9 protein-coding genes are annotated in these 14,671 nt (G+C 65.0%); 3 read left to right on the plus strand and 6 right to left on the minus strand.

The features are described 5' to 3' along the window. Nucleotides 1–13: 13 nt before the first annotated feature. Both ABZ386_RS13480 and ABZ386_RS13485 read right to left on the minus strand, forming a co-directional pair. Nucleotides 14–760, minus strand: coding sequence for an SDR family oxidoreductase (locus ABZ386_RS13480; RefSeq protein ID WP_351334896.1), 747 nt, complete (start codon nucleotides 758–760; stop codon nucleotides 14–16). Then, the gene (locus tag ABZ386_RS13485) at nucleotides 757–2,112 is read right to left on the minus strand and encodes a class I adenylate-forming enzyme family protein (protein ID WP_351334893.1); all 1,356 of its coding nucleotides are present in this window, start codon (nucleotides 2,110–2,112) and stop codon (nucleotides 757–759) included. The genes ABZ386_RS13480 and ABZ386_RS13485 overlap by 4 nt, the downstream gene beginning before the upstream one ends. A gap of 254 nt (nucleotides 2,113–2,366) precedes the next feature. Between ABZ386_RS13485 and ABZ386_RS13490 the strand changes: the two genes are divergently transcribed. Then, the gene (locus tag ABZ386_RS13490; protein WP_351334888.1) at nucleotides 2,367–3,098 is read left to right on the plus strand and encodes a class I SAM-dependent methyltransferase; all 732 of its coding nucleotides are present in this window, start codon (nucleotides 2,367–2,369) and stop codon (nucleotides 3,096–3,098) included. A gap of 146 nt (nucleotides 3,099–3,244) precedes the next feature. Here ABZ386_RS13490 and ABZ386_RS13495 read toward each other — a convergent pair whose 3' ends face one another. From ABZ386_RS13495 to ABZ386_RS13505, 3 genes are all read right to left on the minus strand, one after another. Beyond that, nucleotides 3,245–3,958 carry an LmbU family transcriptional regulator gene (locus ABZ386_RS13495; protein WP_358964775.1) on the minus strand — a complete coding sequence of 238 codons (714 nt, stop codon included), beginning with the start codon at nucleotides 3,956–3,958 and terminating at the stop codon, nucleotides 3,245–3,247. Between the two features lie 435 nt (nucleotides 3,959–4,393). Further along, entirely contained in the window at nucleotides 4,394–8,731 is a 4,338-nt protein-coding gene (locus tag ABZ386_RS13500) for an amino acid adenylation domain-containing protein (RefSeq protein WP_358964776.1), read from the minus strand. Next, nucleotides 8,731–11,202, minus strand: a complete 2,472-nt coding sequence (locus ABZ386_RS13505; RefSeq protein ID WP_358964777.1) for a beta-ketoacyl synthase N-terminal-like domain-containing protein — start codon at nucleotides 11,200–11,202, stop codon at nucleotides 8,731–8,733. Before ABZ386_RS13505 ends, ABZ386_RS13500 begins: the two co-directional genes overlap by 1 nt. A gap of 278 nt (nucleotides 11,203–11,480) precedes the next feature. Here ABZ386_RS13505 and ABZ386_RS13510 point away from each other — a divergent pair, with 278 nt between their 5' ends. Continuing rightward, nucleotides 11,481–12,113, plus strand: coding sequence for a class I SAM-dependent methyltransferase (locus ABZ386_RS13510; protein ID WP_351334878.1), 633 nt, complete (start codon nucleotides 11,481–11,483; stop codon nucleotides 12,111–12,113). A gap of 38 nt (nucleotides 12,114–12,151) precedes the next feature. Beyond that, nucleotides 12,152–12,424 carry a phosphopantetheine-binding protein gene (locus tag ABZ386_RS13515; RefSeq protein WP_355714344.1) on the plus strand — a complete coding sequence of 91 codons (273 nt, stop codon included), beginning with the start codon at nucleotides 12,152–12,154 and terminating at the stop codon, nucleotides 12,422–12,424. Nucleotides 12,425–12,497: 73 nt separating this feature from the next. Here ABZ386_RS13515 and ABZ386_RS13520 read toward each other — a convergent pair whose 3' ends face one another. Then, a complete protein-coding gene (locus tag ABZ386_RS13520; RefSeq protein ID WP_358964778.1) occupies nucleotides 12,498–14,321 on the minus strand; it encodes a condensation domain-containing protein in 1,824 nt (607 codons plus the stop codon). Nucleotides 14,322–14,671 lie beyond the last annotated feature (350 nt).

Raw genomic sequence — 14,671 nt, forward strand, 5'->3', positions numbered from 1 at the left:
CCGTAACAGGGGTTCAGCAGGTGTAGCCACCGTCGACGGTGATGGTCTGGCCGGTGATGAAACTCGCCCCGGGCGAGGTGAGAAACCTGATGACGCCGAGCACGTCCTCTGTGGACCCGAGTCGGCCCAACGGTGTCCGGCGCTCGATGCGGCGGCGTTGGGCCTGGCTGATGCCCGCGGTCATCTCGCTGTCGAAATAGCCGGGAGCGACACTGATCACCCGGACCCCGGCAGGGCCGACCTCACGGGCAAGACCTCGAGTAAGCCCGTCGAGTGCCGCTTTCGCCGCTCCGTACACGGCGACGCCGGTCTGCCCGCGCAACGCGTTGATGGAGGACAGATTGATCACCACACCGGTCCGGCGGGCAAGCATGGGCTTGAGGCAGGCCCGGGTGAGCAGAACCGGCAGTGTCACGTTGGTCTGCAGTGCCGTGTCGATGGCCGTCGGGGCGGTCAGGGTCAGCAGGCCCTCGAGCCCGATCGCCGCGTTGTTCACCAGCACGTCGATGCGCCGGTGGCGACGCACGGCTGCACGGGCGAACTCTTCGACCGCCTCGGCGTTCGTTCCGTCGACCGAGGACCAGAACAGCGCGTCGGAAGAGGTCGATTCACGAAGCGCGGTGAGCTCGGCGGACTCGGTCCGGCTGAAGGTCTCCACGCGGTAACCGCGCTCCAGGAAGTCAGTCACCAGAGCCAGTCCCAGACCTCGGCTGCCTCCGCTGACGACCGCCACCGGACGCTGATCCATGGTGCGGTTCACACGGCACCCCCCATGCGCTTGAATCGCTCGCCGTGCAACGGAGCGTCCGAGACGGTGATGACGGCCGGAACCTTGTGAGGCGGTAGGTGTTCGGCACAGAACTGGCGCAGCCGACGGTTCAGCGCCCTCTTCTCCTCCGGCTCGACCAGCTCGACCGTGGCCGTGACGATCTGCCCGGTGACGGCGTTCGACCGTCCGGTCACGATGACGTCGGCGACATTGCCGGCCCGGAGCAGCACATCCTCGACCTCGGCCGGAGACACCTTCTCTCCACCTACGTTGATCAGCGTCGACAGCCGCCCGAGTACGCGGAGAGTCCCGTCCTCGGCCACTTCGACCGCGTCTCCGGTGTTGAGCCACCCTTCCTCGTCGAACGGACTGGGCGCGTTGAGATACCCGAGCATGGCGCTCGGCGATTTGATCCAGAGCACCCCGTCACGCACCTTCGTCCGGAATCCCCGCCCTCCGACGTCCATCTGCAACGAGTTCGACGAAAGCGATCGCGTGGGCAAGATGCCGGTCTCGGTGAGTCCGTAGGTCTGCTTGAACTGCACATGAGGGAACACTCGGGCCGCGTGCGCGAGGGTGATCTCGCGCATGGGCTCCGTGCCGTAGGTGATCAGCTCGAGCGAGGACAGGTCGTGATTCCGGTAAGCGCCGGAAAGCAGCAACATGTTGAGGAAGGTCGGCGTGGTCGGCAGAACCTGCACTCCATGACGCTGAATGGCCTCACACGCGTGCTGAGGGGTGCGTTGCGGCTCGGTGACCACCGTGCCGCCGCCGACGAGCGAGCGGAACAACGTATTGACTCCACCGATGTGGTCGAGCGCCATGAACTGCAGCGTTCGCCGAGGGCGCGACGACGCACGGAAGCCGTCGAGCAGCCGCGGAAGCGAGAGCAGGACAGCCTTGCTCTCGCCCGTCGAGCCTGAGGAGAACAGCAGCAGCCCAGCCTCTCCGCTGCCGGCGAGTTCGGCCAGAAGGCGTGGCGTTGGCGCGTCCGGTGCCACTACGGTCCGAACCATCCACTCATCAGGACCGCTGAACTCGACGACACGGGTCGCATGCGCAGCCGCGATCCGGCGCTCCCGCTGCTCCCTCGGCGGATCGGCGGGGGCGAGGGGAACCACGACAGCGCCTCGGACGGCGAGTGCCACGAAGAGCGCGACCATGTTCGGTGAGGCGTTCCCGACGACTGCCACACTCTCGCCTGCCGCCACTCCGAGCCGGGTCAGCTCGGCCAGCCAGCAGGCGGTCCGCTCCGCGAGTTCGGCGTACGTGACCCTACCGCCGTGCCCGACCATGGCCTCAGCGTCAGATCGACCCTGAAGTTGCGACAACAGCCAGTCCATCGCGCCTCCCCCATTGCCCGCCACCATCCAAAGCTGAAAATTTGCACGCCGTGTTCGAGGCATGAAATCGCTCCAGCAGAGCGGACATATCTAAGCGCGAACCGGCAGCGGAGGCTACAACTTGACACCATCACGCAGGGAGCGGCATGCCGAGCTTGTCCCGCCGGCGAGACAGCGATGAAGCGTGTTCATGCCGTCGGTTCAGGTCCATACTCGCCTTACCTTGCTCTGGGCGCGGACAGCAGGAGAGTGCAGTGACCGACAAAGACAAGCAGCAGAACTTCCTCGATTACCTGAAAACCAAGGAAGCATTCGACGCCAAGGTCGCCGAGATCGACCAGGTCGACAAATTCGACACTTCTTTCGGAGTTGAAACAAGCACTCCCTTCGAAAGCTGGGACGCCGGCAAGACCGATAATTTCGACCTGCTGAACAACTACCGATACTCCCCATCGCCCACCGGAACCCTAAGGGCGGTGATATCGCAGGTTCCCGTCGACTACGAGGAGGTGACGTTCATCGACTTCGGCTCCGGTAAGGGCCGTGCGCTTCTCGTGGCTTCTGAATTTCCATTCAAGAAGATCATCGGAGTCGAGCTTTCCGGGCACCTCTGCAATATTGCCACACAAAATGTGAGGCAATATGACTCCACTTCAAAGAGGTGCAACGACATCGAAATACGCCACCAGAGTGCCGAAGAATTTGAAATCCCGGACGATTCAGGCGTGTTCTACTTCTATGAGCCTTTTAGTTCGACTGTGACAGAACGGGTGCTGGAAAATATCGAGCGCTCCATCAGGCGCGTCCCGCGAGCGGCCGTCATCTGTCTGGTGGGGCGGGCTCTCGTTCCCGTCGTCGAAGGGCGAGCGCCGTGGGTGCCCTTCGGCCCCGTGGTGCAATCACCAGATGACCACTATTTCGACGCGCGCCTTTTCGCGGTCCACGTCGGTGGCGCGCATACATCTGGATCCGGCTCCGCTTCCTGAAACATCGGACACCCACCGGTCGACGATCGGTCCGCTGGTCGAGCGGACCGAGAACGGACCTGCGATGGCCGGCTACAGCGCCCCGGAGAACACCAATGGGCTTCTCCGCCAGCGCTTCCCCTGCGCCCCGGCAGTGGGTCAGAGCCTCAGGAACAGTCGATGGCGCGCCGTACGACCTTCGCCACCCAGGCCTCGACCGACTCACTGTCCCTCCTGGCGGCCCTCCCCATACCCGCCAGCTCATCGGCTGAGAATTGAAGTATCAGCGAGCGAGCTTCGGCCGTGGAGGTGGCGTCACGCCGGAGCAGCGTCGACGTCGACCCGGCTGCCGTCCGGGCGACGGCACTTGACTCCTCGTCACCCCCGGCGCCCGACTGCGTCAGCTCGCTCTGCCGCATGAGCAGACTGCTGCGAACTTCCCGACGCAGCTTGTTTCTGCTCCAGCCCAGTTCTTCCGCCTTCCGCAGCCAGTAGTCCTGCTCCGGTTCCTCCAGTGCCACAACTTCGAGGTGGTGGCTGAAGCTCAGACCTTGACGCCTGCGGGACAACGGAAACGCGCGCGCAACCCAGCTGTAGTTGCGCAGAGTCTGGTAACTGAGCGAGGTCCGCTTGATGGCTTCCTCGTAGCGGTCCTGGAATACGGACTCTCCATAGACCAGCCAATCGGCGATCCACCAGGTGGAGGAGTCGGCAAAAGAGAACAGTTCGGTACCGAGCTCTTCCCAGGTTCTGAAGCTCTGCTTGGCCGTGAACAGCAAGCCGGACTTGTACAGCTGAACACCTGAGCCTCGCGGCTGCCGCGCGGCTCCCGCTGCCATATGCCGCGCGGTCCGGCCTGCCGGACTGACCGTCTTACGCATTGCTACCCCCTGGGCTCTCTCCATGCATCGTCCGACTTTCGGGTGTCATTCAGAGCAGAGCGTTCGACCTCCGTACCGACAGGTCCGCACCTTTCGCCGCTCGAACTCCTGGCCACCGCGAGCCGTCGACCACCAGCCCTGCAACGGCCTCGTTCCCCGGGCTCGCAAGCGCTTGAATAGTGAAGCGGAGCCAGATTCACACCGAGGTTCAGGCTTGTCAAGGGGGACATTGCAGGCTTAACCGCCCAGTCTCACCACGCAAGTTGAACGACACGATCCTCAACTATCGATCAGTGTCGAAGCGCTTCAACTGGGGCAGGAATGAGCACCGGACGTGGGCGCGGCATCGTGCCGGCCATCGCCTGCCGTGGCACCCGCCGCGGCACTGGGTTGGCTACCTACTGCCGGGCGATCCGACTCGCCTGCTGCGCGCTCTCACTGCCGGCGGCGCTGCCGGCGACGCGCAGCTGTGGCATTTTGCGCACGAGGGCTTGCAGGCCGACCGTCGGAGTAGTGACGTTCCATATCCGGGTCGAGAGTTTGAGCGAGTGACGAGATCGTCGGATAGGCGAAGAAGGAAGTCAGTGGGATGTCGATGCCATGCCGATCACGGAGTTCCTGGCGTATCCGCACCACGAGCAGGGATGTGGTGCCGGCGTCGAATATGTTCTCCACGGCGCTGACTCGAGAGACGTTCAGCACTTCACACCAGATCTCGTGCAGAAGATTCTGAACAGGTCCACTCGGAAGGACGTGATCCGTACTGGATACCTGCTGTCGAGCGATGGCCTTCAAGGCGTTCCGGTCGGTCTTCCCGTTCGGGGTCAGCGGAAATTCCGGCAGGGTCAGCACCCGGTTCGGCACCATGTATTCGGGCAGGTTCTGCCGAAGGAAGGCTCGTGCACTGTGCTTCAGCACCTGCAGCCGAGCTCCCTGCCCAGGGTCGTTGCTCGTCGGCCCGTCGATCGTCGGCCGCTCGTGAACGAAGTGTCCGCTCCACCGGCTGCGGTGAGTGAAGCTCGTCCGAATGCGTCCTTGCTGCGGGAAGCGAGAGGACCAGGCGTGCCGAGTGTCCCAGCCGTGCCGAGCCGCCACTTCGTCAAGTTCCTCCGGCAAGCACACGAAGGGGGGCATCTCATCACCCGACGCGAGGTGGGCGAAGCGTGCGACGCGGGCATTCGGAATGCCGTCGACGACGACCGCGGCGGAACTCGACGCGCCGAGCAGTCTGTCCAGGCCCTCAAGGTCGGAGACCTCCTCCCAGCCGAGGTACTCACAGGGCTGTGGCCGATCCGGTACCTCCCCACCGATCTTCAGCAGGACGTCGTAGCGGAAACGCGTCAGCTCGTTGTCGTATCCGGGGGCCTTGAGCGATCCCTGAATCCCGGTCACCGCAGGAAGCGCGTCTTGAAGCTCTGCGAAGTACCCGGGGTCGATGAGGAGTTCATCGTCCTCCAGTGCGTGCCGTGCAGCGAGGGCGCGCAATTCTTCGGTTCCCAGTCGGTCATCCATTTCCAGCACACTGATATGGAACGCCTCTGCGAGTTTCAGGCTCCGCAGGTCGCCGACGTAGATATGTCCGCCAGGAACAACGATCTTGCTCGCTTCGGTCAGGACTTCCGTGAGATAGTCCCGGCCAGGGAAGTACTGGGCGACAGAGTTGATCACTACGCAGTCGAAGAGCTCCCCGTCGGCGACGTCCCCGATGTCCTGGGCAGCTGCCGTGGCCAACCGCACCCGGCCGGTGAGCCCTCGCCGGGCGACCGCGCTCTTCACATGACCAATGGCCTCTGCGGAGAAGTCGATACCCAGATAGCGGTCGGCCGCAGGAGCCAGGCGCAGCAGCAGCAGTCCGGTGCCGCAGCCGATCTCCGCGAAGGTGCGAGCGCCCGTTCCGGCGATTCTGTCAACGGTCTGCGTCACCCAGTCCCGCATCTCCGCCTCTGGCAGTGGCTGTTTGGAGTAGCTGCTCTGCCAGCCCTTCAGATTGAAGTCATCTTCTGCGGCGGGTTCGCCTTCGGCATAGGTGTTCTCCCAGATGGCACGCCAGTCTTCTGTGGTGCTATCGGCTTGATCCGCGCCCTTCTCCGGCGTCACGAAGGTGACCAGCTGCTCCTCTCCTGCGGAGGTCGTCACGGCCAGCGTGCCGGCGTCCCGGACGCCAGGGCACGCTCGGGCCACGGCATCGACTTCCCCGGGTTCCACTCGGTGCCCACGGATCTTCACCTGGTCGTCGAGACGCCCGAGAAACTCCAGATTCCCGTCGGACCGCCACCTGACGAGGTCTCCGGTGCGGTAGACGGGCAGCCCTTCGATATCGACAAACCGCTGTGCGGTCAGATCGGGGCGGCCGAGGTAGCCCAGCGCCAGCCCCGCACCGCCGATGCACAACTCTCCAGGTATCCCCATGGGAACCTGCAGGCCATCGGCATTGACGACGAACAGGCGAGTGTTGGAGATGGGCCGCCCGATTCCGGTGACGCTGTCGAGCCGCCGCAGCACTGCACGCGTCGACCATATGGTGGTCTCCGTCGGTCCATAGAGGTTGTGTACTTCAGGCCCCATCGCGGTCAGCGCCCGGGCGAGCGAGTGCGGCAAGTGCTCGCCACCACTCCATATCTGCCGTAGCGCAGGCGGCGCGACGCGGTGGGACGAGGCGTAGAGCTTCCAGGTCGCTGGAGTGGCCTGCACCACCGTGACTTTCTCGTCCGAGAGAAGTCGGTGCAGCCGCTCCGGGTCGCCGCCGACACCTGGCGGCCCGATGACCAGTGTTCCTCCGGCCAGCAGCGGGAGCCAGAGTTCCAGCCCTGCGATGTCGAAGGACAAGGATGTCAGTGCAAGCATCCGGTCGCGCGTGCCGAACCCGGACTCGGACATGAAGTCGTCCAGAAGGTTCCCGAGGCTCTTATGGCTGACCATCACCCCCTTGGGGCGGCCGGTCGAGCCGGAAGTGTAAATCACGTAGGCCACGTGATCGCCGCATGTCACGGGGGCCGGCTCCTCGGCTGGGAGCGGGAGAGCAGGTCCGTCCAACACCAGCACTTCGGTATCTGGGGGCACGGGGATGCGGTCCGCGAGGTCGCAAGTGCTCAGCAGGACCTTGATGCCCGCGTCCTGCGTCATGTGCTCCAGCCGGGCTCTGGGGTACGCAGGGTCAAGTGGTACGTAGGATCCTCCCGCGGCCCAGACGCCGAGCAGACCTGCCGGCAGGTCGCGGCCACGCGGCAGAGCTACGCCGACCAGATCGCCCGGCCGCAGCCCACGGGCCGTCAGCGCCGCACCGATCGCCTCCGCTCGCTCGATGAGCTGCGCGTAGGTGTAGGTGCCGTCGGATGCCTTCACCGCGACGGCGTCCGGTCGACTGTGCGCGGTCTCGGACAGCCTGGCGGGGAGCGCGCGGGGATCGACCGGGCGCGTGGGGCCCGTGCCGAGTGTGGAGAGCACGGCCCGCTCCTCCAGGTCTGCCAGGTCGATGCTCCCGACACCGGCATCCGGTCTGGCGGCGACAACCTCCCACAGCCGCCGCAGATGCCTGATGAACCGCTCCGCTGTGTCCTGGTCGAAGAGGTCGGTCGCATACTGAAGCCGGCAGTCCAGGCCGCCGCCGAGCGGGGTGACTTTGAGTACCAGGTCGAACTGCGAGGTTCCCGTCTGATGGTCGATCAGTTCCAGTTCGGCCTGGGGAAGTTCCGTATGAAGCACGGAGGCTTCCTCGAATGCGGCCATCACCTGCACCAGCGGGTTATAAGACAGGCTGCGCTCGGGCGCAACACCGTCGATAACCTCCTCGAACGGGACGTTCTCTGACGCAACTCTCCGGTGCGCGTCACGTACGCGCTCGAGGTACCCGGCGAAAGACGGGTCTCCAGCCATGTCTGCCGGGATCACGAGGGTGTTCTCGAAGGGGCCGACCAGCCGCTCGGTTTCGACCGACGAGCGGTTGGCCACCGGGGTCGCGACCAGTAGCCGTGACTGCCTCGACCAGAGACTCACCACTGCCGAGAACGAAGCCAGAACCATCGTCTCGAGGGTTGCTCCGTGCTCTCGCGTCACCTTCTCGAGCTCGCGTACCAGAGATGACGAGGCACGCCAGTGCGAAGACGCCACTGCAAACGTCTGCACGGCCGGCCGAGGGCGGTCGGCCGGGAGGTCGACCACCGCGGGGAATTCCGAAAGCTCGCGTATCTGTGCGGCCCGTCGTTCGATGGCCTGCGGCGTATTCACCCACTCACGCTGCCATGCCGCGAAGTCGACATAGCGGGTCGGCGGCAGATCAAGCAGGTCCGGGACGCCGCCCGCCCTGTCCTTTCGGTAAATCTCCATGACCTCACGCAGAAGGATGCCCAGAGACCGGACGTCAGCCACGACGTGGTGCAGCGCGAACACCAGAATCCTGGTGCCGCTGCCGCACTGCACCAGGCCTGCACGCACCAAAGGCGCGTCGCTCAGATCGAATGGCTCTCGGGCAAGTTCCGCGGCTTTGGCGAAGACAGACTCTTCGTCGGCTGCGTCAAGCTGTTGCACAGTGACCCGGGCCTGGTCCAGCACATCCTGGACGAGGGCATCACCCAGGATCCCGAATCTGGTCCTCAGGACCTCATGCCGTTCGATGACGTCGTTGACCGCGCGCTCGAGAGTCGGCACATCCAGCTCGCCGTGTACGACGAACTGCACACACAGGTTGTTCCTGGAGGTCCCGGGCAGCAACTGTTCAGTAAACCAAATCCGCTGCTGTGACAGAGAGGCCGGGTTTGCACTTCCCTGGAACGTCATCAGCTGACCCGCTTTCCCGAAAGTTCCGCCGGGTCGATCCCGGGGCAATGCTCCAGCAGTGAAGGGTGCACGTACGGGATCCGCCCGAAGGTCCGTGGCGCCACGTCGGCCCGGAGTGCGTGATCGCGCTCGGCATAGGCCTGCCAGTTGATCCGCACACCCTGTTCCCAGAGAGTTCCGACAGCCTGGAGCAGCGAGCACCAGCTGTCCGAGGCTTCTCCACCGGATGCCAGGGCCACGGCAGCGTCTTCAGGCACTCCCCCACGCTGTGCGGCCCGCAGCAGATTCGTTCCGCTGTTCAGCTGCAGATACACAGCCGCAGGGTGCTCGGACACCACAGAGCGCAGGGCCTCGTCGAAGGGGCCATGCTCACCCAGTTGCGCTCCCCAGTACCCAGGATCACACGCCTCCTCGCTGGTCAGCCATGCCCCCGAAACGCATGACAGCGTCGGCGTGGCAGGAGAGGTCAGCCGAACGTCGCGCATCCGGCGGGTGAAGCGGACAACGGCTTCGGTGTGTTCCGAAGGGGCTGCCATGGCCTGGCTGCGCCAGCACACCGCCCGCGCTGCGTCCTCGAACGAGAGGACACCGCTCAGCTGAGCGGCGGTCAGCTCGCCGACGCCCTGACCCACGAGCAAGTCCGGCCCGACTTCCAGGTCGCTGAGGAATGCGTGCTGTCCGAGGCCGAGCAGGTGCAGCACCGGCTGAAGCGCATGCGTTGCGACCGGATACCTACCGTGCAGGAACGCGTCGCGCACAGCCGAGAACATCTCAGGAGCCAGCACCTGTTTCATGATTGCGAGGCCCTCGTCCACGGTCGACCGGAAAGCCGGCTCTGCCCGGTAGAGAGCGAGCGCCACATCCGGTGCTCTCACCGCTTCGCCGGGGAGCAGGAAGACGAGTGTCGGCGGCACTTCGGGAACCGTGTGGAACTGCTCTGGCGACGGCCACTTCCCGCCGGCCGACCCGGCGTCGACCGGGATCAGCGCAGCTGCGCGTGTGGTGAGCTCCGGGCGACCGGTGCGCAGTGTGTGGCCAATGTCCTGACGAACCTCGGCCGAGGTTCCGTCCACTGCCACACGCACGGCATCGACGGTTCCGGAAAGGCGTTCCGGGTCGTCCGCGGACAGCGGAAGCAGTTGCCAGTACCGCCCCTTGCGGGAGGCAAGCCGCACATCCCGCTCGGCATCGCCGATGATGACATGCGCATTTGTTCCGCCCAACCCGAACGAACTGACCGCTGCATACCGGCCCTGGTCCGAACGCTGCCAGGCGATCGGCGTATCTGCCAGCTTGAACGGCGTGCCTACCAGATCGGTTGGCGGGGCTCCTTCCACCAGGGGAGCGTTGGGAGGAATCTGTCCATGCTGTAGGGCCAGTAGACAGCCGATGATGCTTGCTGCACCAGCCGCCGCGGTCAGATTCCCGATGTTCGCCTTGACGGAGTGGAGCCGACACTCATCGGCACTGGCTCCAGTGGATCGAAAGGCCTGGGTCGCGGCATCGATCTCCAGTGCGTCCCCGATGCTCGTGCCCGCACCGTGCCCCTCGAGCAGACCGATACTGGAGGCGCTCAACTCGGCGATGTCGAGGGCCTCTTCGATCAATTCGGACTGGCCGGCAACCCCTGGCGCCGTAAAGCCTGCACGCTCTCGGCCATCGTTGTTCACCGCGGTACCGGCGATGACGCCAAGGATCGGGTTGCCCTCGGCCAACGCCACATCCAACCGCCGCAGGAAAAGGACAGCGACGCCATTTCCCTCCACGGTGCCGTCGGCTGAGGCCATGTAGGGCTCGCACCGGCCTCGTGGCGAGTAAATTCCGCCTGCGGTGAACGTATAGCCCGCGTCCGTTACGTCCAAAGCGACACCGCCCGCCAGCGCCGAATCGCACTCACCTGCAAGGATTGCCTGGCAGGCAAGGTGCACCGCCACGCTCGAGGATGAACAGGCGGTCAGGACAGTCATCGACGGACCGGTAAGACCGTAGGTGTAGGAAATTCTGCTGGACAAGTAGTCGGGATCGTTCCCTATGGCAAGCCCGGCGAGATCCACATTTCTGCCGGCTGCGGCCGAGAGGTATTCGATCTGTGTACCGTAGCCACTCTTCCGCGATCCAACGAATACCCCGACGCGATCAGGCAGTGAACCGATGAAACATCCTGAGCTTTCCACTGCCCGGTAGCAGGCTTCCAACACTGCGCGATGCTGTGGATCGGTCAACTCTGCCTCGGATCCACCGAATCCGAATGCTTGAGGGTCGAACCCGAGGCAGTCATCCATGGAATACGTGACAGGCACATACGCCGGATCTTTATATGTGCGACTCGGAACCCGTCGCCGCACCAATTCCGTGGGATCGATTTCACGCCGTCCGGAACGTCCTGTGATCAGGAGACGCCAAAAGTCCGCCGCGCTCTGCACCTTGGCCGCGCGAATGGACATCCCGACCACGGCAACACGATCAGACATTGAACTGCCACCTCACACATAGCATCGACCAGGTTGGCTATACGGACAACTGCCGGTCCGGCTTGCGAGCTTGTCTCGCCAGCGAGACAAACGCAATAATCATCCCGCCGAGGAGCTCGGCTCGCGACAGTCACACCTGCGCCCCATTTCGGCGCTTTGCCGCCATGCCATGACCACGGCACGGCGACTGCTTGAGAATCTGTCCACGGGGTGTTGACAGTGCCGGCCAGGGCACGCTACCCCATGATTTGGAGACCGACATGGAAGAACGTCACTCAGTGAGCCTGCCCGACACGATCCGCACTTTCACGAAGGAAATCTGGGATCACGTACTGGCCAGCGACATATCGATCTCCGAGCTGTCATCGAGTGTGCCACAGCTGACATATCTCATGGAGCTGGTCCATACGGCCGAGGTGCGCACCGTCCTCGAGATCGGATTCAATGTCGGCTTCTCCAGCCACGCTTTCCTGTCCGCCTCGGACAACGTTCAGGTGGTGTCCTTCGATCTGCCGGAGAACAAGGCGGCATGGATCGGAAAGGAATTCATCGACCAGCGGTTCCCCGGCCGCCATCAGCTGATCATGGAGGACTCCCGCACCGCCCTGCCGAAATTCATCGAGGAGCACGGTGAGTCCCTGTTCGACCTTGCTTTCGTGGACGGCGGGCACGAGTACGAGGCCGTCAAGTCCGACATCGACTACTGCCGTGTGCTGTGCCGCCCCGGAAGCCTCATCGTCGTGGACGACCTGACCCCCTGGGTGCCTTGGGGGACGGGCCCCACCCGCGCCTGGACCGAGGTGTTGGAGACCGGGGACATCAAGCAGGAGCAGATCTACCGGGACGGCATCCTGGCCGACCGCATCGAAGGCCCCGCCGACCGTGTGTGGGCTCAGGGCCGTGTCAGGTAGGCAGGAGGCACAGGGGCGGATCCGGCCGGCAGGGAGACATGGTGACCAAGACCGACAGTGACATCCGCGGCACCGTCGAAGAGGCGTGGTACGCAGCACTCGGAGCGCAGGCCGCCGGCGACGAGGGAAACTTCTTCGCGCTCGGTGGCACCTCGCTGTCCGCGGTCGAATTCATGACCCGCGTGGAATCGCACCTGGGGATCGACTTCCCTCTGGAACTGCTGTTCCGCAGACGGGCCTTGCCCGAGATCATCGACGAATGCACGAGCAGGTACCGTGACCTCCATTCCCGTGGTGGCCCCTCTTCCTGACGCGGAGCCCCGGCGACAGCCGGGGTCGCCCGATCCTGGATGGACAGGACAGCGGCCCCCCTCCGGCTTGCGGTCACTCCTGGCTGCGGTGCAGCCGTCGGCCCAGACTGCGCAAGGACATCGGCAGGGTGAAGTCGTGCGGCCCGAGGCCGGTGCAGCCCTGTTCGGCGAGGTGATCGATGATCGCGGGGACGGCACCCAGCGCGCCGCCGTTCTCCGCGTAACTCCGGCCTTCGTCGACCGTGGACATCCCGTTGACTTCCAGGACCGCGGCGACCAGGGCGAGGACCGGCGGCTCGGTCCGGCCGGCTTCCTCTTCCGCCTGGCCCTCGATCAGGAAGCGAAGAGGGGCCACCGTCACCGCCCCGGGCCGCACCTGGCAGAGCAGATGCTCCCTCAACTCGGCCTCGCTGAATGGCTCTCCGCTCCCAGGTTCGCGGATCACCCGGCACTCGAGCCCCACCGTGCCATCGGTGCCGGGGGTCACGGCGGTGGAGGAGTCCCGCACCGCGGGGTGCGAGGCGAGCGCCTCGTCGACCCGCTCGGGCAGCACCAGATCGACTCCCACCACCGGGACGGCGGGCGGCGTCGGCGCGTAGGGGGCGCCGCTACGGGCAATCCGGCATATTCCGTCCCAGTCGAGGTCTCCTTGCAGGTGGGCGGCGAGCAGCTGTTCCGGGCCTATCAGCAAGGCCCGCATCTGCGGAGCGGTGAACACCGCGCCGTTGAAAGTGGCGGAGGTCACCGTGACGCCATCGGTGATCCGGGTCATGAGATAGGAGTCCAGCCCACGGTGGTCGGGCGTGGTTTCGTTACGGCCCATCAGCAGTTCGAGTTCACCGACGGCGGCGTCGGCCGCCGCCAGCAACTCCTCCTCGGAGCTGTGCTGCAGAGACGTGAAACCTTCATCGAAGGAGAAATTGACAATGGTGCCGTCGGCGATGGAAACCCCTCGTCGACGTTCTTCCGCCGAGATGAGCTGTCGAAGGGTCAGATAGCCGATCCGGTAACGGCTCTGAGCGCGCAGCGTCTGCATTGCCACCCGTTCGATGAGCGCGCCGAAACCGGGCCGGTCGGAGGTCGCCACGACCACGGGCAGGATGCAGTGAAAGCAGCCGATGGTCTCCGCCTCGGCATCCGTCCGGCCGGCGAAGTGACTACGCACGACACTGTGCGGTGCAGCGGAGAGCGCGGCGAGCAGCGCGTGCACGGTGGCGGCGTGGACGACGGCCGGGGTGGTCCGATGGCGCCTCGCGGCGAGTGCCAGGAGCGGCGCCAGGCGGTCCGTGCGGTACGTCGCCCCGTAGTGGTGCATCAGGTCGTCCTGGGCGGGGACGAACATACGGTTCGGGATTTCACGAACAGCCCTCGCCCAATGGGCAGTCGAGGCGGCTCGATGCTGCGCGAGCGGTCCGCTCTGCTCGGCGAGGGCAGAGTCGAGCGGCTGGTGCCGACGGCGGGGCGCTGCCGGCTCCGCGCCGAGTGCGACCTCGCGGACGGCGAGCGCGAACTCCGCCTGGAGCAGCGGGATGCTGTGCCCGTCGAAGACACAGTGGGAGATCACGAAGAGGAGTTCGGTCACCCGCTCCCCTGCGCGCACCGCCCCGACTCTCAGCGGGCCCTCCTGGGACAGGTCGAACTCGGTCTCACCGATGGCGAGTTCGAGGCTCCTGCGGCTGTCGGGCACTTCGTCCAGGACATGGAGGCCGTCCGGCGCAGGCGCATCGGTCCGCTGTTCGGGCAGGCCGTCGGGGCCTCGGACGATCAGCGTACGGAAGGCCTCGTGGCGGTGGACCAGAAGTTCGACGACTCGGCGGGCCTGGCCGAGCTCAAGGGGGCACTCGGGCGTCAGCCAGACCAGGGCGTTCGACCCCGCGCGCAGGCGGGTGTCCTGCATCTTCCACCATTCAAACTCCTGCGCGCCACCGAGCGGGCCCCTGCGAGCCGTCGACTTCCCACCGTCCAACGGTCCCGCTCCCCTTACTGCGCAAGCGCTTCAACAGTGAATCGGTGCCAGATTCACACCGGGATTCAGGCCTGTCAAGGTGGAACTCCATGCCGTCCCCGCCATGCTCCCCCCTCGATACGTCGAGTGCGTTGAAGCGCTTCGAATATGAGGAAGCACTCATGGGCCAAGCAATCAACGCCTGGCCATAGAAGGTCAGTTGTGCCGTATATGTGCCTTGTCGCGGAAGGGCTTTGGTGTTAGCTTCAGCGATCATTGGAGTCGAAGCGATTCGACGAAAC

This window comes from Streptomyces sp. NPDC006140 (genome assembly GCF_040628815.1).
Classification (GTDB): domain Bacteria; phylum Actinomycetota; class Actinomycetes; order Streptomycetales; family Streptomycetaceae; genus Streptomyces.

Coding starts and splice junctions, on each gene's coding strand:
- ABZ386_RS13485 (WP_351334893.1), bottom strand. CDS start 2,112: ATGGACTGGCTGTTGTCGCAACTTCAGGGTCGATCTGACGCTGAGGCC.
- ABZ386_RS13495 (WP_358964775.1), bottom strand. CDS start 3,958: ATGCGTAAGACGGTCAGTCCGGCAGGCCGGACCGCGCGGCATATGGCA.
- ABZ386_RS13500 (WP_358964776.1), bottom strand. CDS start 8,731: ATGACGTTCCAGGGAAGTGCAAACCCGGCCTCTCTGTCACAGCAGCGG.
- ABZ386_RS13505 (WP_358964777.1), bottom strand. CDS start 11,202: ATGTCTGATCGTGTTGCCGTGGTCGGGATGTCCATTCGCGCGGCCAAG.
- ABZ386_RS13515 (WP_355714344.1), top strand. CDS start 12,152: ATGGTGACCAAGACCGACAGTGACATCCGCGGCACCGTCGAAGAGGCG.
- ABZ386_RS13520 (WP_358964778.1), bottom strand. CDS start 14,321: ATGCAGGACACCCGCCTGCGCGCGGGGTCGAACGCCCTGGTCTGGCTG.